The sequence below is a fragment of the Staphylococcus sp. HMSC62A08 genome (genome assembly GCF_001839105.1).
GTDB classification, from domain to species: Bacteria; Bacillota; Bacilli; order Staphylococcales; family Staphylococcaceae; genus Staphylococcus; species Staphylococcus caprae.
In genome coordinates, this window is sequence record NZ_KV840039.1 from 433,730 (window position 1) to 457,912 (window position 24,183).

Genomic DNA, 24,183 nt, shown 5'->3' on the forward strand with positions numbered 1-24,183 from the left:
CTAACAACGGTCAAAACGGCCCTAACAACGACCAAGATGGTAAACATCACGTAACAACTGAGGGAGATCACAAAACAACTACTACAAATATTAAAAAAGAAAAAACTGAATTACCTGATACTGGTGTAAGTAGTGAAGCTGCTTATACTACAACTGTATTCGGTACAATCTCTTTAGCATCTGCACTACTTCTATTCAGAAGACAAAGAAAATCATCTAAATAGTTAGATAATCATAGAGACGAGTTAATCATTTGAAAGATTAGCTCGTCTTTTTATTTGGCGTAATATAATAATAAAATAATATAAAAACTATTCACTTAATTTTCAGTTAGTGTATAATATCTATGTATTAATTGATAAATGCTATCAATTGAAAAATTACATAGGAGTTGTTAACAACATGAAAAAACAGCATAGGAAAAATACTTTTATTTTTAAGAATAACTTTTCAATTAGAAAACTTAAATTTGGTGTAGCTTCAATCACTTTAGGTTCAGCACTTATTATCGGTGCTCATCAAGAAGCTAAAGCCGATGAAAATTCAGGAAACCAAAATGATAATGTATCTACAAATCAAAATGTTCAAAATAAAGATCAATCAACTCAACAAGTACAAAACCAACCTAAAAATACATCAGCTACACAAAATTCAAATACTCAAAATACTCAACCTACTACTGTTCAAGACCAAAACGCTCAAGCTAACAATAAAAAAAGCGATTCTTCACAATCAGCTGAGCTTTCAGAATTATTAAATTTCCAAGTTCAGAAAGATAAAACGAATGAAGTTTCTCACATGGATCAATACGTTCAACATCCTGGTAAAGTAATTAAGAAAAATGATAAATACTATTTCCAAATTACGCTAGAGAATGCTTCTTGGTGGAAGAGTTTTCAATTTTTTGATGAAAGTGAGACAGAATTACCTACTACAGTGGTAGATGATAATACTGAAAAAGACACTAAAACAGTTAACATAGAAGTAACTCCTGGTATGAATAATATTATTAGTAAAGTACATATTGTAATACCTGCATTAAAATATGATCACGAATATACAACACATATTGAATTAGAAAGTGTTATTCCTACAATTGAGGATCCAGAACCAACAACTCCTCAAGAGCAGCCTAAACAAAATGACACTACCCAAGATCAACAACCTGCTACTGATAAAACTGAAAGCTCTACTCCTGAAAAACCATCAACTTCAGTGAGCAATACTGAGACTCAAAAACAAGATACTAAAGTTGACGCACAGTCTAAGCAAGATGAAACATCTAAAAATCAACAACCTGCTACTGATAAGACTCAAAGCTCTACTTCTGAGAAACCATCAACTTCAGTGAACCAAAGGCACAAAAACAAGATGATAAAGCTGAAACACCGTCTGAAACAGGTAAAAAAGAAGACAATAAAGTTGAAAAACCTACAACAACTCAAACTGACATTACTTCTAAACAAAACAAAACGACTACTAACCCTTCTGAAAAGGATAGAAAGGGCAAAAAAGATAAGAAAGATAAAAAAGAAAAACAACCTAATAAAGATGGTAAAAAACCTGATAAAGATGAGACAAAAGATAAAGACTCTGGTAAAGGAAGTAAGAATGGTAAAGGTGACGACAAAGACCGTAAAGGTGTTAAGAAAGAGAAAGGTAATGATAAAGACTATAAAAATAATCAAGTTTCAAAAACAGACACTGTAAAAGATTCTAAAGTTAATAAAAATGATAGTGATTCAAAATCTACAAATGAATTACCTCAAACTGGTTCTCATAAAGAATCTAATAACGGCGTAATATTTAGTCTAATTGCACTATTCTCATCATTATTCTTTATTAAAAGAAAAAGTAATAAAAATATTTAATATTATTTAGACCACTATAACAAGTACATCATTAAGCGATGTACTTGTTTTTTAATTGTACAAATAAAAATATAAAATATTTTAAAAATACTATTCAATTTAAAAATAAATAGTGTATAATAATCCTAAGCTAATTGATAAGGTTTATCATTTAGAAATCTATCTTAGGAGTTGTTAACAACATGAACAAACATCAGAAGAATCATACACTAAGGTATGCCAATTACTTTTCCATTCGTAAATTAACAGTTGGCGTAGCTTCAATCACATTAGGAACTGCCCTCTTCCTAAGTTCAAGTCACGATGCACAAGCAGCAGAAAATTCATCTACTCAATCAGATACTAAGACAACAACTACTACTGGTCAAAACAGCGATGGTACATCCCCTACTGGAACAGCTACAACGACTGGTACGTCTAATCATAAAAACCAAGCAGATTCATCGCAAAACCAAAACAACATTCAACCATCGACTCGTTCTAAAAATGATACTCATAACCAAACAAGTAGCACCTCTAATACAAACCAAAATTCTAAAAGTACTTTCCATCCGGCTGATAATTTAAAAGAAGCAATTAAAAATCCAGATGTAGCAAATCAACCCCATGACGAAGGACCTAGACGCCCTGTAGAATTTCAAACATTAGATGATAAAGGCCAAAGCGTCTTCTATCTGGAAGCAAGCATAAAAAACCCTGCTGATGCCATCTTTACTAAAGATGGTGCGAAAGTAGAACTTGAAGTACAAACTGCAGATTCGTTTGAGAAATTTGAAGTTTTTAACGGTAATACAAAATTACCAGTTGATCTTGTTTCTTTTGATCCAGAAAAAGACTACGCTTACGTCAGATTTCCTGTCCCTAATGGCACTAAAGAGCTTCGCGTAGCAGCAAGCGTTTTATGGGGAGGAACTAACCATGATAATTACGATGCAAGAATGATTTTTAAACAACCTATTGAAAATGATACAAGCCAGTTTCAAACACAACAGCAATACGATACTGAAAAACTATTAGAACCTTATCGAAAAGCTAAAACGCTAGAAAGACAAGTGTATGAATTAGAAAAAATTCAAGACAAACTTCCTGATAATTTAAAACAAGAGTACAAAGATAAACTGACTAAAGCCAAAAGTGATTTAGCGCAAGAGGTTGCTTCTGCTAAACCAGAATTTGAAAATGTTGAACCTACTCCTAAGACTTTAACCGAAGAAAAAAATGCAGATTTCGTTGTACTTGAAAGCACTGAAGATAGTCCATCAGTTATGGATGGTTTCGTTCAACATCCATTTAAAACAGCGGTTATTGATGGTAAAAAATATGTAGTAATGCAAACTAAAAATGATTCGTATTGGAAAGATTTAAAAGTTGAAGGCAAACGAGTACAAACAATTTCTCGTGATAAGGCTAAAGATACACGTACAATGGTTTTCCCATATGTAGATGGTAAAGATATCTATAACGCAATTGTAAAAGTTGTAGTTCAGAATATTGGTTATGATGGACAATACCACGTAAGAATTCAAAATAATGAATTTGCTAAAAAACGTATTGAAAGCGATTCAACAGACAATACATCTACTTCTAAAAAAGCTGATTCAAGCTCTACACCAACAAACAATTCAAGTTCACAAACAACAACGAAACCTAACAGCCAATCAGACAAAAAGATTACCGCAAAGGACTATCAAGCTACAACTTACAAAAATCTTTACGACGATGTAGTCTACGATAAAAATAATTTACATAAAGAACTTCCACTCTTTGTAAGTGGTCACTTTAGAAATGCGATGAATAATGAAGAAACTTCTCTTTATGAGGGTGCGCTGAATCCTAACGTTAAAATTGAAAAAGTAAATGATTTATATAAATACACTGTACGCTTACACCCTGGAATAGCAGATGTGGGTGGCGAATTTTATGACTTTGACCTTTTCAAAATGGAATACAAAGACCAACCATTAGAATTAAGAACAATCAATGACAAGAATAGAATTAAAGAATTCTCTGTAACTTCAAAAGATTTATTAGAAAAAATCCAACTTACTGGTACGACTAAATATCCGGAAAATGTTAATAATCCAAGCAAAGGTCGAGACCAAGCACATGACGTAACACTTCAATTGTATTATGACAGTGCTCGAAAATTTAATGATGCGCTATGGAACGACCCTAAAGAAGTACCATCAAAGCCAGCTAAACCGGCTAAAGCTACATCTTCTACAACACAAACAAAACCAGCAAATCAAACAACAGCATCGACTCAATCATCTGTAGCAGATCATGAAGTCGAAGCAAACAAAGTTCCTAATGCATATCCAGTTACAATTCAAGGTGAATTAAAATATCAAAAAGATAATTCTCAAACTTCTACTTATGCTAATTTGTTTGAAAAAGACGTCAAAGTTGAAAAAGATGGAGACAAGTTCAAATATACTTTTAAAGTAAAAGAAGCAAACGGTAACACACTTATCACAAAGAGAACGAAGTATCAATTCTCTAAAATTACTCACAACGGTGAAAATGTACTATTAACTGAACAAGCTGATAAAGTGAAAGAAGCAGTTTTAACTACGGATAAATTATTAGATAAAATTCAACTTAAAACAACTGTAGTTTCTAGATATGACAAAGCTGGTAATGAAGTAGATACTACCCTTGATCTCGACTTCCCTATTGTGGAAAAACCGCAGACCGATACTACTAACAATGCAACTACAAATACAACTGAAGTCACTCCAGTCAAAACAGAGTTTGAAAATGCAACACCAACGCCTACAGTATTAAAAGATGAAAAAGCCGTTGATTTCTCTGTTCTAAAGAGCTTAAAAGATCAACCGTCAGTAATGGAGAATTATATTCAAAAACCTTTCAAAGTAGCCGTTGATGAAAAAGGTAATCAACTTGTTGTTCTTACATTAAACAATGATTCTTATTGGAAAGAATTTAAAGTTGAAGGTACACGTGTAACAACAATTGCTAAAGATAAAGAACATGATACACGTACTATCACGTTCCCTTACGTAGAAGGTAAGAAAGTCTATCAGGCGTTTGTAAGCGTTGAAGTACCTAAAATCGGTTATAAAGGAAATTACAAAATTAGAATTGTAAATAATGATCCGAAGAAAGAGCCTGAGAAAGTACCTGAAAGAATCCCGAATAAAGAACCTGAGACACCACACATGAAGGATCCGAATAAGACACCAACTACACCAACTCACAAAAAGGAAACAATCAAAATCACTAAAAAAGACAAGACAAAAGTAAAAGGTAAAAATACTAATAATGATGACACGTCTATCACTAAAAATAAAAAGCATGAAACTAAACATCAATCTGATAAATCTAAAACGTTACCTAATACTGGTGCTGATACAACTACACCAACAATTTGGGCAAGTGTATTATCATTCTTCGCAGGTGTATTACTGTTAAAACGTCAAACACGTAAAAGTAATAAAAAACACTAATTTCATAAAGCATTCATCATAACTTGATGATGCACAATGACCTACAGTTACCTCTATCTAAAGCTGTAGGTCATTCTTATAAATGGACATAAAAAATCCAACAACCTCATACAGATTGTTGGATAAAAATAAATAAATTCTATATTATTTAGAAACGATTTCTTCACCATTGTAAGAACCACAGTTTTTACATACACGGTGAGATAATTTGTATTCGCCACAGCTTGGGCATTCAGTCATACCAGGTACTGAAATTTTGAAATGCGTACGGCGTTTATTTTTTCTAGTTTTAGACGTTCTTCTTTTTGGTACTGCCATGATTAATCCTCCTTAGAATAGACACTTAATTCAAAATGTCAGTTCAATTAATACTATTATATCATTAATTAAACTGCTATTGCTCTTTATCGTATAATTGTTGTAATTTCTGAAGCCTTGGATCAACTTGCTTACTTTCAGAATCATCATTATCTTGTTCTTGTTGAACTTCAATCAATTGATCTTCATCAATGACTTCCCAACCATTACCTTCTGTTAGCATTTGATTGCTATTTTCAGAGAAGGCGCGCATAGGCTTTTCAATAATTACAAGTTCTTCAGCAATGTCTTTAATATTAATCATACCGTCAGAAACAAGATGATAATGTTCATCTTCTTGATCTTCACTATCGATATAATCATTATAGCCCTCTAAGTCAAAAACTTCTGAAGTTGTTACATCTAACGGCACTTCAACTGGTACGAGTGTACGTGCACAAGGCATCGTATATGTTCCAGTCACATGCATATCAGCAATGACTTCATTGGATTTCACTGTTAATTGGCCTTCAACATTTATTTCTGATAGATCAATTAAATCTAATGATTCTTTCAAATGATCAAAATGAGCCGTTTGGTTAAACTCAAATGGCTTACCTTGATACTTTCTTAACTGTGTTATTGACCATTTCATATGGCTTCACCTCTAACAAGCACAAAATTTATTTTAACTTTCCCAACAAAAGTTGTCAAGATTTTTTCTTAACATATATAGTTCTGTTACAATACTAATGATGAATACTGAAAGGACGAATTGCAAATGAAAAGTGTTGGCCTCATTACTGAATATAATCCTTTTCATAATGGGCATTTATATCATGCTCAACAATCTAAACAACGTTCTAATTCAAATGTAACAATTGCGTTGATGAGTGGCAACTTTGTTATGCGTGGTGAACCTGCCATCTACAATAAATTCACTAGAACTGAAATGGCGCTCACAGGCGTTGATTTAGTGGTTGAACTTCCGCTTCTCGCTAGCCTATCTTCGAGTGATACTTTTGCGGAAATGGCTGTGAAAGTGGCGCAATACCTTGATATCGATACCATTTCTTTTGGAAGTGAAAGTGCAGATTTGAATGACCTTCAACAACTTGCAAATCAAATTTCTACTTTAGAAAGTCATCCTGATTTTAAAAGTAAACTTAAAGAAGGCAAGAGTTATCCTCGTATATTAAGTGAACTCACGGATAGCCATGAACTCTTACAATCCCCTAACAACTTGCTAGGAATGAGTTACCTTAAAGCAATCAATCAATTCGCGCCTCAAATAGAAGCGATGACAATTAAACGAGAAGGTTCACATCATCACCATTCAGAAATAACGCATCATCAATTTGCGAGTGGTACATCGATACGTCAGTCTCTGCTACAGGGAAATCATCATTGGCGAAACGTTGTTCCACAAGTAGCTCATAATTTATATAAAGCACCACATGTCTCAGCAGAAGATACATTTCCATTCATTAAATATCAATTAACCGTTCAACATCAAGAAGATTTGAAATCCATATATAATATAAATGAAGGATTTGAAAATCGATTGAAATCAATGATTCAACAGAGTCATTCATTTAAAGCGTTTATGCAGAATCTTAAAACTAAACGTTACACTTATACACATATTCAGCGCATTCTTATGACCATATTATTGAATATAAAGTCTCAAGATGTACATAAAGATATACATGCTGTAAGAATATTAGGAATGAACGACATAGGTAGAAATTATTTAAAACATTTAAAAAATAAATTTCCTGAACATCAATATATTACCAATATTAACCAAAAAAATGCCCACTATTTCCAAAATGAAATTAAAGCAACACACGTGTATAATTTAATGAGTCATCAAACACAAACCGATTTCAATACACCCATCATACGTAAATAAAACCATTTCAACCCGAACCATACAGCAATTTCAATAGTTATTGATTGCAAATCTGGTACACGTTGAAATGGTTATTTTTAAACATCAAACTTATCTTTTAACGCCTTCTCTACATGTGGTGGCACGAAAGCTGAAATATCCGCTTTATACGCTGCTACTTCTTTAACAATGCTTGAACTAATAAACGAATATTTAGTACTCGTCATCATATACATCGTTTCAATGTCACTATTCAGTTTTTTATTCATCGACGTCAATCGTAACTCGTATTCAAAATCACTGACCGCTCTAAGACCTCTAATAATTGTCTTAGCTCCAACTTGATCACAGAAATCGACGAGTAATCCATTGAAATGATGAACTTCAACATTCGATAAATGTTGGACTGAATCTTTGATTAAATCTATTCGTTCTTCTGAATCAAATGTTCCACCTTTGCTGCTATTCTTTAACACACAAACATGAATCTCATCAAAGCGATCGGCACTTCGTTCTATAATGTCTAAATGACCGTATGTAATCGGATCGAAACTACCGGGAATAACTGCTCTTGTCTTACTCATATTATTCTCCTTTTTCAAGTAACAAAGTATCTGTTAAACCATAATGATAACGCTTAATCACTTGGAATGGCTCATATTGAATATCCTCATGATTACTAAACTCACAAACGATAATACCATTTTCTTTTAATAAATTAAACTCCGAAATTCTCTCAATCGCCTCATCTATAAGTCCCTTTTTGTAAGGTGGATCTAAGAAGATGATATCAAATTGTATCTCACGTTTAGCGAGTGCTTTAAGCGCTCTATCAGCATTGTTCTTATAAACTTCAGCTTGTGACATGAGATCTAATTGGTTTAAATTCGCCTTTATCACTTTGACTGCTTTAAAGTTTTGATCTACGAAAATGACTTTCTCCATACCACGCGACAATGCTTCTATACCAAGGGCACCGCTTCCTGCAAACAAGTCTAACCCCAAACCTGAAACCTCATGCAAACTATTAAAGATGCCCTCTTTTACTTTATCCATAGTTGGACGGGTATTACGCCCTTCAAGACTTTCTAAAGCTTTACTTTTATGTTTTCCTGCTATTACACGCATTTGCTCACACTTCCATTTCAATAGGTTATTTAATATAATTTGTTGTAACAAAGGAGAATGATAATCTTATGAAACAATCTTTTATCAAAATCGGAGAAGGTTTAACAGACTTGTTCGAATTCACTACGCTTATCGAGTATAATCATCCCCGAATTAATCGCATCATTTACTTTCATTCACCACAATCTGAGAAACAATTATCCTCAGTAGCAATGGTTATGAATCCAACATCTGGCAATCATTTTCAAGCGATGTACATCATGGTTAATGCCCTTAACTATCCTTATCCAGATGGTAACAAGAAATTCGACATCATCAATACAGAAGCTGAAAAGTACGATATCCCAGTCGTCGGCATTGATGTACAACCGCCCGAGACCTATCCTGATTTAGATTTATACTTTAACTATCTTATCAGTGTCTTACGTCTCCAACGCTGGATTCCACCTCTACAATAAACGATATTTTCTTAAAGCATTTCATGTTTTTCTTTCTCATACGTTTTCTTTAGAAATTTATAAGGTGATCCGTCGATAGCGCGAACGTATTTAAGTTGCATTAATTTATGAACAATACTATCAGCATCTGCTTCATCAACATACATGACGACATATTTTCTTTGTTTATTTGAATGAACTATATGTCCATATTTTCTAATTTGACGTTCATGCTTAATATGTTTTAAATAAATAATTAAACTTACTCTAGGAATTAAATTCATATCTCGCTCACTCCATTATTTATACATTTGTAATCATATCACGTCTGTGTGCGTATTGAAATCACTATGACACTTCTCTGAGTGCTGTTTATTTATACTCTTTATAATTTTATTTTTGGAAAATGAATATCCTCATCAACGATGACACGATATCGATATGATTTAATATTAAGATAATATTTGTTAAGCTAATTCTATTAAAAACGAGGAGGCTCACATATGAGTAACACTAAAAAATGGTTGATTAATGGTACCATAGCTACAGCTGGGATACTTGGCAGCTTATTCTACTTCAATAAGAATAAATCACCAAAAGAAGTTAAAACAATCCCTGAATTCTTCTCTGGTCAAGCACCCTACTTATTTGCGCATAGAGGTGGCATGGCTGTTCGACCTGAACAAACACAATTAGCATTTGACAATGCTGTGGAACACGGATTAGATGGATTTGAAACGGATGTACGTTTAACTCAAGACGGTAAATTAATCGTCTTTCATGACGCACTTGTCGACCGTACGACCAATGGTTCAGGTAAAGTGAGCGAACACACATTAGAAGAATTGAAACAATTAGATGCAGGGTATCATTTTACAGATATTAATGGGGATACACCATATCGTAACCACCCTCATGCTAAAATTCTTTCATTTGAAGAACTACTTCAAATGTATCCAAATATGTATATCAATGTAGATTTAAAAGACGCTCCAAATACGTACGAAGGACGTCTCGCTCCTGAAATCATGTACAACAATATTGTTAAACACCAAGCTCAAGACCGTGTGCTAGTCACAAGTTTCCATAAAACTCAAATCCAACGTTTTGTCGAATACAGTAAAGGAGAAATAGCAGTCGGTGCAAGCCAAGCTGAAGTTGCTGAAGGCTTCATTAAATTTAATTGCATGCTTGGAAACACATTTACTCCACAAGCGGATACGTTTCAAATGCCAACAGAATTTAAAGGCATTCCATTGACCTCTAAACGCTTTATCGATTGGCTAAATCTTAATAATATCGTACCAGGTTTCTATGGTATTAATAGTATTGATTTAATGACAGACTTGTATCATAAAGGCGTTCATACCATAGTCACTGACCGCCCTGACCTAGCAAAGCAATTTAAAGAAACCTTACTTAATAATTAAAACTGTATGAGGCAGGAACGGAAATATAATTTTGCAAAATTATATTTATTGTCTCACACCCAACTTGCATTGTTTACGGAACTTCTTAAAAAAGAAATTCTCTATGTTGGAGCCCAAGATGGCTACGATTGAAAGAACATTATATATGCGCACTTTCAATTCAACCATCTACAGCCAATTTGTTAAAAAGTACTGAGATAATCAATGATGCCTCAAATTTTGATCGATATAATTGGGATATGAAATAAAATGATGTGCACTCCTAAATCTCTTTAGAAGTGCACATCATTTTTGTTTTATATTTTAATGTACGGTTAAAACCAGAAAAATGCCGGAGGGTCTGCTTCATATTTCGATTTATCTAGATGTTCTTTTTTGATTATTTCATCAGGTGTCCAACTATCTTTAGGGTCTTCCTGATTAAAAATTTTCCCTAAAGTTTTAGGATTGTAGCTTATATTTCCAGTATATTGATTATTATCATCTATATATATGGGAGCCTTAAAATTATAATCTTTCTTACCATTGACATAACCATCTATAAAGTAGTCTCCCATTGGATTTTTCTCAACTTTAGTTATTTTCATAGCAGTATATTTTTTTAGGTTATATTTAAAATATAAATCAATTCTACTTTTTTGAGTTTCGATATAATGATTCTTTTTACTTACATGGGAAATATATCCTACAGCTATTAATATTGTCATAATTAAGATTATGAACAACAGTGTTTTCTTTCGCATTAATAATCTCTCTTTTCTATTTTAAGTTGACTAATATAGAAATCAAAGCTATAAAATTATATTAATTAAAACCAGAAAAATGCCGGAGGATCTGCTTCGTATTTTGATTTATCTAGATGTTCTTTCTTGATAATCTCATCAATATTTATCGAATCGCCTGTCTCTTCATTTTTTAATAACTTCCCAAAAGTCTTAGGATTATAGATTAAATCACCTATAAATTGAAGATTATCTACAGTAGATATTTGAGCTTTGAAATGATATTTTTTATTTTTATTAATATAACCACTTACAAAGTAAGCTCCCGTCGGATTCTTTCTAAATGAAGTTACATGCATAGAGTTATAATTTTTTAGATTATATTTGAAATATAAATTTAGGCGTTCCTCTTGAGTTTCTATGTAATTTTCTTTCTTATTTTTATGTAGAGTATATCCTATAGTTAAACAAATGATTGCAGCTATAACGATGAGAAGGATTATTTTATTTTTACTATTTTTCATTGATAACCTCTCTTTTTAATATATTTTCAGGATATTATATCTCAGGAAAATAACAAAAATGATAATCAAAAAATAAAAAACAATGGTGGATATGCTTCATATTTTGATTTATCTAAATGCTCTTTTTGATTATCTCATCAGGTTTCCACTGATTTTTAGATTCATTTTCTTTAAATAGCTTTTTTAAAGTTTTACCATTATAACTAATTCTTCCATTAAATTGAAAATTACTATCATAAGAAACAGTTGCGCTAAAATTGTAATCTTTATCATGATTAACATAACCATAGAAAAAGTATCCTCCCATTGGATTTTTTTCAACTTTAACAATCTTCATAGAGTCATACTTTTTTAGGTTATATTTAAAATATAGGTCTATTCTTTTTTCTTGGGTTTCTATAAAATTATCTTTCTTATTTTTATGCAAAATATATCCTATAGTTAAACAAATGAGTACAGTTAAAACTGAGCAAAGGAGTATTTTCTTTTTTTTATTTTTCATAAATAACTTCCTTTTGTAGATTTTCTAATTAGAATATAAAGATTTTGAAAGTAGAAAAATACATTACCGATAATCAGTAAACAATTATAGATATACTTCAAATTACAATCTAACTAAATCAATCAAACTCCCTATATGTTTATAAAAGTTACTCCAAACCTCAAATCTATTAAATTTTAAAATATTAAACAAATTAAAAATGTTTCCATATTATTAATTTATAATAAATTAATATGCACCACTAAAGTTGGATTTTTATATAACTTTGTGTGTGCACATCAGTTCTTATAATATTTCTAAAACCATATAAATAATGGTGGATTAGCTTCGTACTTTGTTTTATCTAAATGTTCTTTTTTGATTATTTCGTCAGGTTTCCACTTATTCTTTGGTTCTTCCTCTTTAAATAACTTTCCCAAAGTTTTGGGATTATAGTTTATCATTCCATTATATTGATTATTATCTTCAATAGACAAGAAAGCTTTAAAATCATAATCTTTCTTACCATTGACATAACCATCTATAAAGTAGTCTCCCATTGGATTTTTCTCAACTTTAGTTATTTTCATAGCAGTATATTTTTTTAGGTTATATTTAAAATATAAATCAATTCTACTTTTTTGAGTTTCGATATAATGATTCTTTTTATTCACATGTGAAATATATCCTATACCTGTAATTAATAATACAATCACAAATATAATTATAGGAATAAGTATTTTCTTATTTTTCATCAATAATCTATCCTTTTGTCATTTTTAACGATAGCATAGCTATTAGAAATCATCATAAAATGTATGTCTAAAACCAGACCAACATTGGTGGATTAGCTTCGTACTTTGTTTTATCTAAATGTTCTTTTTTGATTATTTCGCCAGGTTTCCACTTATTCTTTGGTTCATCCTCTTTAAATAACTTCCCCAAAGTAGCTTGAGGATACCTTATGATTCCATTAAACTGAAAGTTATGCTCATAAAAGCAATATGCAGTAAAATAATAATCTTTATCATTATTAATGTAACCTTTTATTAAATAATCTCCCATTGGATTTTTTTGAACTTTAGTTATTTTCATAGAACCATATTTTCTTAAGTTATATTTAAAATATAAATCGAGTCTACTTTTCTGAACTTCTATAAAGTGATTCTTTTTACTTACATGGGCAATATATCCTACAGCCATTAATATTGTTATAATTAAGATTATGCACATCAGTACTTTCTTTCTCATTAATAATCTCTCTTTTCTATTTTAAGTTGAATAATATAGAAATTAAGCAAAGCTACAAAATTATATTAATTAAAACCAGAAAAATGCCGGAGGATCTGCTTCGTATTTTGTCTTATCTAAATCATGTTTTTTTATAATGTCACTTGGATTTAACATGTTTTTAGGATTATCCTTCTTAAATAATTTTCCTAGTGTTTTAGGATTGTACCCAACATCCCCATTAAATTGATAATTATTCGTACCTGTTATTAAAGCATGAAAATAAAACTTCTTATTATTATTTATATAACCCTTAACAAAATACCCTCCCATTGGATCTTTTTTAAAACTAGTAGTTTTCATGGACTTATAATTATTAATATTGTATTTGAAATATAAATCTATTCTTCTTTCTTGAGTTTCCATATAGTTAATCTTATTTTTATGAGATAAGTATCCACATATCAAAATAAATGTTAGTATAGTAATTAATATAATTAAAATTATTTTTAGTTTCTTTGTTTTTTTCATAGTGTACCTCATTTCACTTTTAATTAAGGAGTTATTAATTATGAGACTTTTAGATGACGATTCTAAATCTATTTCACATTTATCGTATCAATCACTAAATTTAAATAGTTATTACAATATTAATGGAAAAAAAATGAAAGTAATTGAAAAACGTGATGACACTCAAAATGGATTACGTGCTTATGCTTTTGCTCCAGTAAAAAATGGTAAACCTGATAAAAAGCATATTATTATGGGATATGCTGGCACAGATCCTTTCAGTATTCATGATATATTTACAGATGCTCAACTTCGATTTTATAATAACACAAAAAAACCTAAAATTAATAATTATTATAAAAATTTAAATCATACTACAATCAATAAAAGCTATAATGACTTTTCTGATGATAATGATATTGTTAATAGTACCTATAATGTGACTAAAGAAGCTTTTAAAAATAGTTTTAGTTTGCAAAATACTTTAAATTCACCGAATTTATTAAAACGTAAGTTTCCAATTACAAATGCTTATGATTCTTCAAAAATGGTACCTACTCAAATGGCAGAGAGCGTTGCTTTTACTAAAGCGATAAAAGAGAAATATCCTAATAGTCACATTTACGGTGCTGCACATAGTTTAGGATCAGTACATGCTCAAATGAATACAGTATTTGGCAATATAGAAGGAGCCACTACGTTTGGTGCTCCAAATGTAAATGAAACGTTTTCTAAGAATTATCAAAATAAAATTGATTCCCGTCAATTTGAACAAACCGTGAGAAATATAGGACATCCAGATGACATGATTAATAATTTGACATTTGGAAAGGACCGAATTGGTTCAAATATTGTCGCCTTTCCTCATATTAATAAAGGATTATTTATACCATTTTTAGATCAACATTCTATTGCTAATTATGATGATTTTGTTAAAGGTGGTAACATTCATGAAATGTCAAAATCTGAGTTAGCTCAATACAGAAAAGCACAAAAATTAAGTTTATCGTATAAAACGTTTGGCATACCCATGAGTTACAATGATTATATCCAAATTATGAATAAGAAAGTTAAAGATGACAAAGACTCTACTACTAAGAGTAAAAATAAATCGAAAAGTTCCTTTTCTAAAAGCGTCAATCCCTTTTCTGATAGTATGGTTAGGATTGGACTCGGCGGTATCGGTGGTAATGGTAAAAAAATAAAAATCCACTCTGATAAGGTTAAGAATATTGCTAATCAACTTAGAGAAAAAATCAATATATATGATAAGTTACTAAGTAAATTAGAAGAATATCAAAGAGATACAGCACGTGAAGCACGGCAAATTTTAAATAGGTATGAAAGGGAATTATTAGCAGGTTCTCATGAATTTATTAGTCCTAGTGAGTTAGAAGATTATATGGAGATGCTCGCTAAAGGCGGTTCTGCTGCGAACTTAAGATTTTATGATAATGGATTAATGGAAGATGTGATGCAAGACATCAAACAAAATCAAAAAAGCTTAATGCAATTCGCTGAAAAACTCGATGAAGCTGCAGATCAATTTGAAGATAAAGATAAAGAAGAGAGTGATATATTCGGTTTATTTAGTTAAAGGAGATGAAAAAATGAGTTCTGATAAATCTAAAAAAATGTTCAAAGAAAAAGAAAGACTTAGAGAATTAAAGGAAAGAATGCGTGCCGAAACACAAGATATGGTACTTGATGCTAAGTCACGCATCAAAAGAGAAGAAAGGCTTATTGATGAAATGCTTCATGAGATTAATCAAGCAGGTCAAGGTATTGAAGAAGCTTTTGAGGGTGAAGCTAGCGAAGCTGCAATTAAAAGTATTGATAAAATCAAACAAAATAATAAGACGTTGGACACAAACTTTCACTCGCTTTTGAACACATTTGAAATCGATTAATCGCTCTTACTAAATAAATATGCATCTCCTGTTCTATTGTCTGTCATTCATATCATTTACCTCTAACTCCAATAATAAAAATCACTTTCGATGGGGGCTTCATTTGTCTACCATCGGAAGTGTTTTTATAGTTAAATTAAGTTTTTATATCATCTCATCTGTTTTCAACCATTATAATGAACAGTTACATGAACCACCTGTTGCGCATCCGTTATGTCCTGTTTGGAAGAATGGGTTGCCTGCTTCAATTTTCACATTCTCAGAAACTGCAAATGCTATTTTTGTCACTACTTCATCGATTAGGTTTTGGAGTGCGACTTCCTTTGTTTTGTACTCCATGACAACTGGAAGCATTTCATATGCACGTTTGCGTTGACGTGTTTCCATCATAATTCGTTTATAGTCAGGGTGATATTTGCCAAATCTCATAACATCATCGTATTGATCTTTCGACTTTAAGAATGCTTGATATAGTAAATGTGCTTCGTCATCATTTTCCAAATGATCTTTAGCATGTTGATACGATTGATACACCTCTGATTGAACAATCATATCAGAGAGATTTTCTATTTCATCTAAAATTGATAACGTTTCTTCAGTAATCATGTTTTCACCCTTTCGATTTTATTTTTCCAAGAATATTAATGAATAATAATCTTTCATCACTTCGCCACCCATTTCATCATATTTATTATTTAACATACGAGAGCGATGAATGTCAGAGTTCATCCAACTATGGATTAATGTTGGTACATCGTCAAAGTCATATCCGACGTTCTGACTTGTAGATTTATATGTCACATTGTTTTCGTCTAATTGTTGCGTAAGAGCATTCTCAGTAAATTCAACACTATCAGAACCATTGTCTGTGGCTTCATATAGATTAATAGAGGCGATATGTGCAATATCATTATTTGTTTTAAGAGGTTTTAGACCTTTAAGATGTCTCATCTCATTTGTCACTTCGTATAATGTAATCAGCTGATTGGGATTTTGTTCATAAGGAATAGACGCTTGGTCATTTGAACTACTATTTTCTTGCTTATTAATTTTATAGGGTTGAAGTGCTGTTAGTGTATCTGCATCTATAAAGCGTACAGCTAAAATTTTATTTGTTTCTTGATCTGAATACACTTGGGCGTAAATGTTACCGTATTTAATTAATGTTTGTGTCTTCATATCTTCATCGGACATTTCGAATCGATATGTTTTACCCTTTGATTGAATTGTTGGTTCAGGATTAATACTTGTATTTTCAAAAAGATGAGAGGCACTTTCACCAATCTTTAATGGATTCACTTTAACGTTGTCCCCTGTGGCGTACACTGACGTAATGATATCTTTTTTAGTGCTCACAATATAATATTGGTCACTTTTTTTAAATATGTAATTCTTATAGCCATTTTTAAAAGGATATGTTCGATCAGCTTGTCCATAGTGTTTCGTCATAAAGTCAATATTCTTACCTATCCATGTTCCAACACCTTGTTTGGGTTTAGGATTTTCAGTATGATTGTTGGACTTCTCAAATTGCTCAGTATGATTACTTTTATTTCCTTTATTCGGGTTCTCTAAGACATCAAATTTGAGACGTGGTGAGTAAAATAAATAAATTAAAAAAGTAATTAAAAAAATGACGCCTACTACTTTGATAACTAACTTTTTCATTTCTCACCCACCTCTAAAGAATTATATTTATTGTACAAAAATATTCTGCTATTTATCAAGACAAGTGGTCATACTTGTCAGACTATTTCATTTTAGTCACGTTAATTTGGTTTAATTTTAATAAAAAAACTGATAAAACCTCATATGAAGTCTCATCAGTATTGTGAAATAGATTGAACTTGTTTATGAACTACAGTCCTAATGTTGCTTTAATTAACGATGTTGTTTCTCCACCTGGATAAAGTACATATAAAAGAATGTAAACAGCTACGCCTGTAATCGCAGTGAAGAACCAAATAATTGAAGCAATAGGTCCAATCTTTCTATGAATATTGAATTTATCTTTAAATGCTAAAATAATTTGAAATAATCCTAGCACGCCACCAATCGTAGCTAAATTAATATGGAACACTAAAAAGATAGTGTAGTAAATCTTCACTGAGTCTGGTCCACCGAAAGCGGTATTTCCAATGAAAATTGTTCTACTTGCATAAATAATAAAGAAAGTTAATGCAAAAATTGCTGCCCATAACATGACTTTTTTATGTTTATCAATTTGACGTTTCCAGATTAATCTCCAACCGATAGCGACTAATATCGCACTAATGACAATACATGAAGTACTGATCGTGGGTAAAATGGGTACGCTCATAAGTTTCATCCTTACTTAAGTAATTTTATATCATTTTTATTAATGAAACGACAACAACGAGTACGAAAAATACGACTAAGTAGTTCAATGAATAGATGAACATTTTTGTCGCCCATTTCGTTTGGTCTGAATCCTTTTTGAAGGTTGTAAATCCTAAAGCTAACCATCCTAGGTTGAGTAATGTAGCAATGACTACAAAAGTGACACCTAAGTTTGATAATAAGAATGGTAACGGCAATAAGAATATTAACCAAATAAACATGCTTATTCTCGTACGTTTGAAGCCTTTAACGGATGGTAACATTGGAATATTCGCTAATGAATATTCGTCACTTCGTTTAATGGCTAATGCGTAAAAGTGAACCGGTTGCCAACAAAATACGACTAAGAATAGTGCAATGGCAGCCAAGCTCATTTGACCATCTATTGCCACCCAACCAATTAATGGCGGTACAGCACCTGGAAAGCTTCCTACAACGGTATTCCAAGTTGTGTGTCGTTTAGACCAAATGGAGTAATAAGAAACATATCCTACGATACCAATTAAACCTAAAACACCTGATGGCACATTTAATAAGAATAGACAAGCTTCACCTATTAACATCATCCCGAAGCTTAAAATTAATAAGTTTCTGTCTGAGATTCTATCGTTTACAGTTGGTCTACCTTGTTTACTAGGCATGATGCTATCAATATCTTGATCGTAATAGTTGTTTAACGCACATGCGCCCCCCATGATTAGGGTAGACCCAACAATCATCATCAATATTTGAGGAATAGACGATAGGAAGGAATGGTTTGTCATTACAACTGCAAGCCAAGCGCCTGCAAATGCAGGAATTAAGTTACCTTGAACGAGACCCATCTTAATAATTTGTTGTAATTCTTTGAAGGTTACACGGCCCGTATCCTGTGACAAAGTTTGATCTTTGTTCATAGTTCCCCTCCTTGAATTTTTCATATAGTACAATGATATAGCAATTTTTATTAAAAGACTAGGTTTTATAAAATTAAATTGTGACACTTTAGCGACATTATAAATCGTCGATTTTGTGACACAATTAAAAATGGTATTCTTGTTATAATAGGTTAAAAGTAAAAATATGTACATTAATCTAAAGTACTGAATCATCAAGTGTCATCACAAGTGTCTCATGAAGTAGTTTAAGGCTTAACTTTGAAGTTAAACTCATCGTTTAATTGATAATAAAGCTGGATTCTACATATCATTTAAAAGTGAGTACTTTAGTTAATGATGGGGTGTTTATCATTGTTTAGAAAGCAAAACCTTAAATGGTTAGGTGTTTTAGCTACGATTATTATGACCTTTGTTCAATTAGGTGGCGCCCTCGTAACTAAAACAGGATCAGAAGATGGCTGTGGTTCATCATGGCCATTATGTAATGGTGCACTTCTTCCTCAGAACTTACCAATTCATACGATTATTGAGCTAAGTCATAGAGCAGTATCAGGGCTCTCTCTTATCATCGTCCTTTGGTTAGTAATTACAGCATGGAAGAATATTGGGTATATTAAAGAAATAAAACCACTTTCAATCATCAGTGTTGCTTTCTTACTTATCCAAGCACTTATTGGAGCTGCCGCCGTGATATGGCAACAAAATGCATATGTCCTAGCATTACATTTCGGTATTTCTTTAATTAGTTTTTCATCTGTATTTGTAATGACTTTAATTATATTCTCTGTCGACCAGAAATATGAAGCTGATGAATTATTTATTAAAAAGCCACTTCGTACGTTGACATGGTTAATGGCGATTATTGTCTATCTTACAATTTATACGGGTGCGTTGGTAAGACATACGAAATCAAGTCTTGCTTACGGTGCTTGGCCTGTACCTTTCAATGATATTGTGCCTCATAACGCACATGACTGGGTACAATTTGCACATAGAGGTATGGCGTTTATTACTTTCATGTGGATTATGTTCACATTTATTCACGCGATTAAGAATTATTCAGATAATCGTACTGTAAGATATGGCTATACAGCAGCGTTTATTTTAGTTATTTTACAAGTCATTACTGGTGCATTATCAGTGATTACGAATGTTAATTTAATCGTTGCATTATTCCATGCATTGTTTATTACATTCTTATTTGGTATGATCGCTTACTTCATCTTGTTGATGTTAAGAACAACTCGCAGTATGAAGTAGTCTCATTAATCGAACAAACACACACTAAAGTTTATAAGCTATTACACATCATAAATACGCGCCCTTCAAGGTATACTCACGTAAATTATCCTTGAAGGGCGCGTATTTATCTATGCTGAAGTACCAAACCGCTATCGTTGGCGAATACAGAAGCCCGCCCAATTGTGTAAACTGACGTATTGTCACACAATTGGGCGGGCGGGCATGTTATGATAGCTTTTCTATTTCAACGAGTAAATCGCCTGTCGCAATCGCATCGCCACTAACTACATTCACTTGTTTAATTACACCATCAAAAGGCGCTTGTATAGTAGTTTCCATCTTCATCGCTTCAGTAATTAGCAATGGTTGATTAGCTTTAACTTCATCGCCTACAGATACTTTCACTTCTGTTACTGAACCAGGCATTTGTGCCCCAATATGACTAGGATTCGTTTTATCAGCTTTTGGTTTTACATTCGCATTCGTCTTTACATTTTCATCTTTGATATAAATACGACGTGCTTGACCATTCATTGCGTAATAAATAGTACGATTACCATTTTCATCAGGTTCACTAATCGTTTCAAGTTTAATAATTAAACGTTTACCAGTATCAATTTCAATTTCTACTGTTTCACCGTTACGCATACCAAATAAGAATGTTGGTGTATCTAATAACGATAAATCACCATATTGAGCTTTCGTTTGAATATATTGCTCATAAACTTTTGGATATAAGACATAGCTAATCACATCTTGCTCAGTCACTTCGTCATGTTGTTTCTCGGCTAACGCTTCACGAATTGCTTCAAAGTCCACAGGCTCTAAATATTCTCCTGGCCTTTCAGTAAGTGGAACTTGTCCTTTAAGAATGACATCTTGTAACTTTTGATTAAATCCGTTTACCGGTTGACCAATTTCTCCTTTAAAGAATGAGACTACCGATTCAGGGAAATCAAGTTTATGACCTTCGCTAAGTACTGAAGATTCATCCAAATCATTCTGTACCATGTAAAGCGCCATATCTCCGACCACTTTAGATGATGGTGTCACCTTGACAATATCTCCAAATAAGAAATTCACTCTACGATACATATCTTTAACTTCATCGAAACGCTCTCCTAAGCCTAAACTTTTAGCTTGTTGACTTAAATTTGAATACTGTCCGCCTGGCATTTCATGTTGGTAAATTTCAGTATTAGGTGATTTTATGTCACTTTCAAAGTCCGTATAATATGGACGAACTGTTGCCCAATAATGGCTCAGTTCTTCTAATCCTTCAATGTCTGTTCTTAAATTACGAGGGAACCCATTCAATGCGTAGTAAAGTGAGTTTGCACTAGGTTGACTAGTTAACCCACTCATAGACGCCACAGCTGTATCAATAATATCAACACCTGCATCAATCGCTTGTTTATAAGTGAGTAAGCCATTTCCACTCGTATCATGTGTATGCAGATGAATTGGTAGATCGACTGCTGATCGTAATTCTCCAATTAATTCATTCGCTGCTTTTGGTTTCAGTAGACCTGCCATATCTTTAATTGCTAAAATATGGAATCCTTCTCTCTCGAGTTCTTTAGCCATATTCACATAATAATCTAATGTATAAATATTAGAACGTTCAACATTTAAAATATCTCCAGTATAACAAATTGCACCTTCGGAAATTTTACCTGCTTCTTGAACGGCTTCATTTGCGACTTTCATTTGATCTACCCAGTTTAATGAATCAAATATACGGAATACATCTACGCCTGCTTTAGCACTTTCCTCTACAAACTTTTTAATGACGTTATCAGGATAATTTTTATATCCTACTGCATTGGATGCACGTAAAAGCATTTGGAATAATACATTTGGGATTGCTTTACGTAGACGTTCAAGACGTTCCCATGGATTTTCCTTTAAGAAATTATAAGCAACGTCAAATGTTGCACCGCCCCACATCTCTAAAGAAAAGCTATCTTTAAATACTTCAGCCGTTTTAGAAGCGATATTCATCATATCTTTCGTTCTTACACGTGTAGCTAGTAAAGATTGATGCGCATCTCTAAAAGTTGTATCCGTAATTAATACATCTTCTTGTGCTCTAACCCAATCTGCTACGCCTTTAGGCCCTTGTTCATCTAGAATTTGTTTCGTACCAGATAAATGATTGATACGCTCTTGAGACACTTTAGGTATAGAAGTAGATTCATAATCTGGTTTAAGACGTTGCGCTACATTAGGGAAACCGTTAATCGTCACATTTCCAATATATTCAAGAGTCTTCGTACCTCTATCAAGCGTCGGGGCAATATCAAATAATTCTGGTGTTTCTTCTATAAATTTAGTTGTATAATCGCCACTTCTGAATTTATCGTTACGCATCACATTGATTAAGAAAGGTATGTTCGTTTTCACACCACGGATACGCATTTCACGTAATGAACGTTCCATCTTCTCTTCGGCTTGCTTAAATGAAAATGCATGCGTAGAGAGTTTAACAAGTAATGAATCGTAATAAGGAGAGATTTCAGCACCTTGGAAACCATCACCAGCATCTAATCTTACACCAAAACCACCACTTGAACGATAAGCGATAATCGTACCTGAATCAGGCATGAAATCATTGGTTGGGTCTTCAGTTGTAATACGACATTGAATTGCATACCCAAGTGTTTGGATATCTTGTTGTTGTGGCATTGCTATTCTCTCACCAAATAACGATTCGCCATCAGCGACTAAGATTTGTGTTTTAACAATGTCAATTCCCGTAATCATTTCAGTAATAGTATGTTCAACTTGAACACGTGGATTCACCTCTATGAAGAAGAATTCATCGCCTGAAACTAAAAATTCAACTGTCCCAGCATTGACATATTTAATATTTTCCATGAGTTGAATTGCCGCTTCACAAATACGTTCTCTCAAACTTTCCGATAAACCAACTGAAGGAGCGACTTCTACAACTTTCTGATGACGTCGTTGTACCGAACAATCTCTTTCATATAAATGTATGATGTTACCTTGTTCGTCACCAATTACTTGCACTTCAATATGTTTTGGATTATCAATGTATCTCTCAATATAAACTTCGCTATTACCGAAAGACTTTTCAGCTTCTGACTTAGCACGGTGAAAGGCATCTTCAAGTTCACTCTCTTCACGAACAATACGCATCCCTTTACCACCGCCACCACTTGTAGCTTTAATCATCAGTGGAAAACCAGCTTCAAGAGCAAATTGCTGTGCCGCTTCAAAGCTTTCAATTGGCCCATCAGTACCTGGAATCACAGGTAAATTGGCGCGAATTGCCGTTGTTCTTGCCTTAACTTTATCTCCAAACATATCTAAATGTTCTAAATGAGGACCGATAAACTTAATACCTTCTTCTGCACAACGACGCGCAAATTGTTCATTCTCACTTAGAAAACCATACCCAGGGTGAATCGCATCGACACCTGCACGTTTTGCTACCTCGATAATTCGTTCAATATTTAAATAACTTTCAGCAGGACCTAAATCACTACCAACGAGATAGGACTCATCTGCCTTATATCTATGTAATGAACTTTTATCTTCATTAGAATATATTGCTACTGTACTGATATTTAATTCTGCTGCTGCTCTAAAAATCCTAATGGCAATTTCACCACGGTTAGCAACAAGTAACTTCTTTATATGTTTCAAAAGCTGAGACACCCCTCGTAATATTTTGAATTTTCTAACTAATTAGATAATAAAATTTTATCTTAAATGCTTGAATAATTCTATAGTAATTTACAAAGTTAAAAACAATTTATCGTTTTGTAA

General features: G+C 32.5%; 25 protein-coding genes and 1 pseudogene. 10 read left to right on the forward strand and 16 right to left on the reverse strand.

Annotated elements, in window-relative coordinates; genetic code table 11:
- The 4 genes from HMPREF3264_RS07970 to HMPREF3264_RS07980 all read left to right on the forward strand — a co-directional run.
- The coding region (locus tag HMPREF3264_RS07970; protein ID WP_141764481.1) for an LPXTG cell wall anchor domain-containing protein at nt 1-224 on the forward strand (224 nt) is incomplete at its 5' end.
- Nucleotides 225-402: 178 nt separating this feature from the next.
- Complete coding sequence (locus HMPREF3264_RS07975) at nt 403-1,710, forward strand: NEAT domain-containing protein (protein WP_256323970.1); 1,308 nt, start codon at nt 403-405, stop codon at nt 1,708-1,710.
- 92 nt (nt 1,711-1,802) lie between these two features.
- Nucleotides 1,803-1,871 carry a hypothetical protein gene (locus HMPREF3264_RS12965; protein WP_256323984.1) on the forward strand — a complete coding sequence of 23 codons (69 nt, stop codon included), beginning with the start codon at nt 1,803-1,805 and terminating at the stop codon, nt 1,869-1,871.
- 182 nt (nt 1,872-2,053) lie between these two features.
- On the forward strand, nt 2,054-5,341 hold the full coding sequence (locus HMPREF3264_RS07980; RefSeq protein WP_070872886.1) for an NEAT domain-containing protein: 3,288 nt from the start codon (nt 2,054-2,056) through the stop codon (nt 5,339-5,341).
- Nucleotides 5,342-5,485: 144 nt separating this feature from the next.
- Here HMPREF3264_RS07980 and rpmF read toward each other — a convergent pair whose 3' ends face one another.
- Nucleotides 5,486-5,659 (reverse strand): 50S ribosomal protein L32, encoded by a 174-nt coding sequence (rpmF, locus tag HMPREF3264_RS07985; RefSeq protein WP_002442221.1) that lies wholly within the window; start codon nt 5,657-5,659, stop codon nt 5,486-5,488.
- A gap of 76 nt (nt 5,660-5,735) precedes the next feature.
- Nucleotides 5,736-6,293 (reverse strand): YceD family protein, encoded by a 558-nt coding sequence (locus HMPREF3264_RS07990; RefSeq protein WP_070872888.1) that lies wholly within the window; start codon nt 6,291-6,293, stop codon nt 5,736-5,738.
- A gap of 126 nt (nt 6,294-6,419) precedes the next feature.
- Here HMPREF3264_RS07990 and HMPREF3264_RS07995 point away from each other — a divergent pair, with 126 nt between their 5' ends.
- A complete protein-coding gene (locus HMPREF3264_RS07995; RefSeq protein WP_070872891.1) occupies nt 6,420-7,553 on the forward strand; it encodes a nucleotidyltransferase in 1,134 nt (377 codons plus the stop codon).
- Nucleotides 7,554-7,630: 77 nt separating this feature from the next.
- Here the strand turns inward: HMPREF3264_RS07995 and coaD are convergent, their stop codons facing one another.
- The gene (gene coaD / locus HMPREF3264_RS08000; protein WP_037541352.1) at nt 7,631-8,116 is read right to left on the reverse strand and encodes a pantetheine-phosphate adenylyltransferase; all 486 of its coding nucleotides are present in this window, start codon (nt 8,114-8,116) and stop codon (nt 7,631-7,633) included.
- A 1-nt stretch (nt 8,117) separates the two neighbouring features.
- The gene (rsmD, locus tag HMPREF3264_RS08005) at nt 8,118-8,660 is read right to left on the reverse strand and encodes a 16S rRNA (guanine(966)-N(2))-methyltransferase RsmD (RefSeq protein ID WP_070872893.1); all 543 of its coding nucleotides are present in this window, start codon (nt 8,658-8,660) and stop codon (nt 8,118-8,120) included.
- 68 nt (nt 8,661-8,728) lie between these two features.
- Here rsmD and HMPREF3264_RS08010 point away from each other — a divergent pair, with 68 nt between their 5' ends.
- Nucleotides 8,729-9,118 (forward strand): DUF7147 family protein, encoded by a 390-nt coding sequence (locus HMPREF3264_RS08010; protein ID WP_002442215.1) that lies wholly within the window; start codon nt 8,729-8,731, stop codon nt 9,116-9,118.
- An 11-nt stretch (nt 9,119-9,129) separates the two neighbouring features.
- On the opposite strand, the gene HMPREF3264_RS08015 is transcribed toward HMPREF3264_RS08010, so the two are convergent.
- Nucleotides 9,130-9,381 (reverse strand): DUF2129 domain-containing protein, encoded by a 252-nt coding sequence (locus HMPREF3264_RS08015; RefSeq protein ID WP_002442214.1) that lies wholly within the window; start codon nt 9,379-9,381, stop codon nt 9,130-9,132.
- A gap of 219 nt (nt 9,382-9,600) precedes the next feature.
- Between HMPREF3264_RS08015 and HMPREF3264_RS08020 the strand changes: the two genes are divergently transcribed.
- The gene (locus HMPREF3264_RS08020) at nt 9,601-10,527 is read left to right on the forward strand and encodes a glycerophosphodiester phosphodiesterase family protein (RefSeq protein WP_002442213.1); all 927 of its coding nucleotides are present in this window, start codon (nt 9,601-9,603) and stop codon (nt 10,525-10,527) included.
- 314 nt (nt 10,528-10,841) lie between these two features.
- On the opposite strand, the gene HMPREF3264_RS08025 is transcribed toward HMPREF3264_RS08020, so the two are convergent.
- The 6 genes and pseudogenes from HMPREF3264_RS08025 to HMPREF3264_RS08050 all read right to left on the reverse strand — a co-directional run bounded on the left by HMPREF3264_RS08025 (nt 10,842) and on the right by HMPREF3264_RS08050 (nt 14,015).
- Nucleotides 10,842-11,270, reverse strand: coding sequence for a DUF1433 domain-containing protein (locus HMPREF3264_RS08025; protein WP_037541351.1), 429 nt, complete (start codon nt 11,268-11,270; stop codon nt 10,842-10,844).
- A 65-nt stretch (nt 11,271-11,335) separates the two neighbouring features.
- Complete coding sequence (locus tag HMPREF3264_RS08030; RefSeq protein ID WP_002442210.1) at nt 11,336-11,773, reverse strand: DUF1433 domain-containing protein; 438 nt, start codon at nt 11,771-11,773, stop codon at nt 11,336-11,338.
- Nucleotides 11,774-11,838: 65 nt separating this feature from the next.
- Nucleotides 11,839-12,275, reverse strand: a pseudogene (locus tag HMPREF3264_RS08035) (DUF1433 domain-containing protein).
- Between the two features lie 296 nt (nt 12,276-12,571).
- Nucleotides 12,572-13,009: a DUF1433 domain-containing protein gene (locus tag HMPREF3264_RS08040; protein WP_070872894.1), complete on the reverse strand. Its 438-nt coding sequence runs from the start codon at nt 13,007-13,009 to the stop codon at nt 12,572-12,574.
- Between the two features lie 67 nt (nt 13,010-13,076).
- A complete protein-coding gene (locus HMPREF3264_RS08045; protein WP_037541350.1) occupies nt 13,077-13,505 on the reverse strand; it encodes a DUF1433 domain-containing protein in 429 nt (142 codons plus the stop codon).
- Nucleotides 13,506-13,574: 69 nt separating this feature from the next.
- Nucleotides 13,575-14,015, reverse strand: a complete 441-nt coding sequence (locus HMPREF3264_RS08050; protein WP_083327799.1) for a DUF1433 domain-containing protein — start codon at nt 14,013-14,015, stop codon at nt 13,575-13,577.
- A gap of 40 nt (nt 14,016-14,055) precedes the next feature.
- On the opposite strand from HMPREF3264_RS08050, the gene HMPREF3264_RS08055 reads away from it, so the two are divergent.
- Nucleotides 14,056-15,591 (forward strand): hypothetical protein, encoded by a 1,536-nt coding sequence (locus HMPREF3264_RS08055; protein ID WP_070872898.1) that lies wholly within the window; start codon nt 14,056-14,058, stop codon nt 15,589-15,591.
- A gap of 13 nt (nt 15,592-15,604) precedes the next feature.
- Nucleotides 15,605-15,904, forward strand: coding sequence for a hypothetical protein (locus HMPREF3264_RS08060; protein ID WP_070872900.1), 300 nt, complete (start codon nt 15,605-15,607; stop codon nt 15,902-15,904).
- A gap of 171 nt (nt 15,905-16,075) precedes the next feature.
- On the opposite strand, the gene HMPREF3264_RS08065 is transcribed toward HMPREF3264_RS08060, so the two are convergent.
- The 4 genes from HMPREF3264_RS08065 to cyoE all read right to left on the reverse strand — a co-directional run bounded on the left by HMPREF3264_RS08065 (nt 16,076) and on the right by cyoE (nt 19,161).
- Nucleotides 16,076-16,510: a YlbF/YmcA family competence regulator gene (locus HMPREF3264_RS08065; RefSeq protein WP_070872902.1), complete on the reverse strand. Its 435-nt coding sequence runs from the start codon at nt 16,508-16,510 to the stop codon at nt 16,076-16,078.
- 18 nt (nt 16,511-16,528) lie between these two features.
- The gene (locus HMPREF3264_RS08070; RefSeq protein ID WP_002442198.1) at nt 16,529-17,572 is read right to left on the reverse strand and encodes a CAP-associated domain-containing protein; all 1,044 of its coding nucleotides are present in this window, start codon (nt 17,570-17,572) and stop codon (nt 16,529-16,531) included.
- 190 nt (nt 17,573-17,762) lie between these two features.
- Nucleotides 17,763-18,224, reverse strand: coding sequence for a DUF420 domain-containing protein (locus HMPREF3264_RS08075; RefSeq protein WP_070831816.1), 462 nt, complete (start codon nt 18,222-18,224; stop codon nt 17,763-17,765).
- Between the two features lie 25 nt (nt 18,225-18,249).
- The gene (gene cyoE / locus HMPREF3264_RS08080) at nt 18,250-19,161 is read right to left on the reverse strand and encodes a heme o synthase (protein WP_037541341.1); all 912 of its coding nucleotides are present in this window, start codon (nt 19,159-19,161) and stop codon (nt 18,250-18,252) included.
- A gap of 333 nt (nt 19,162-19,494) precedes the next feature.
- Here cyoE and HMPREF3264_RS08085 point away from each other — a divergent pair, with 333 nt between their 5' ends.
- Nucleotides 19,495-20,403 carry a COX15/CtaA family protein gene (locus tag HMPREF3264_RS08085; protein ID WP_070872905.1) on the forward strand — a complete coding sequence of 303 codons (909 nt, stop codon included), beginning with the start codon at nt 19,495-19,497 and terminating at the stop codon, nt 20,401-20,403.
- Nucleotides 20,404-20,610: 207 nt separating this feature from the next.
- On the opposite strand, the gene HMPREF3264_RS08090 is transcribed toward HMPREF3264_RS08085, so the two are convergent.
- Nucleotides 20,611-24,060, reverse strand: a complete 3,450-nt coding sequence (locus tag HMPREF3264_RS08090; protein ID WP_070872908.1) for a pyruvate carboxylase — start codon at nt 24,058-24,060, stop codon at nt 20,611-20,613.
- Between the last annotated feature and the right edge of the window lie 123 nt (nt 24,061-24,183).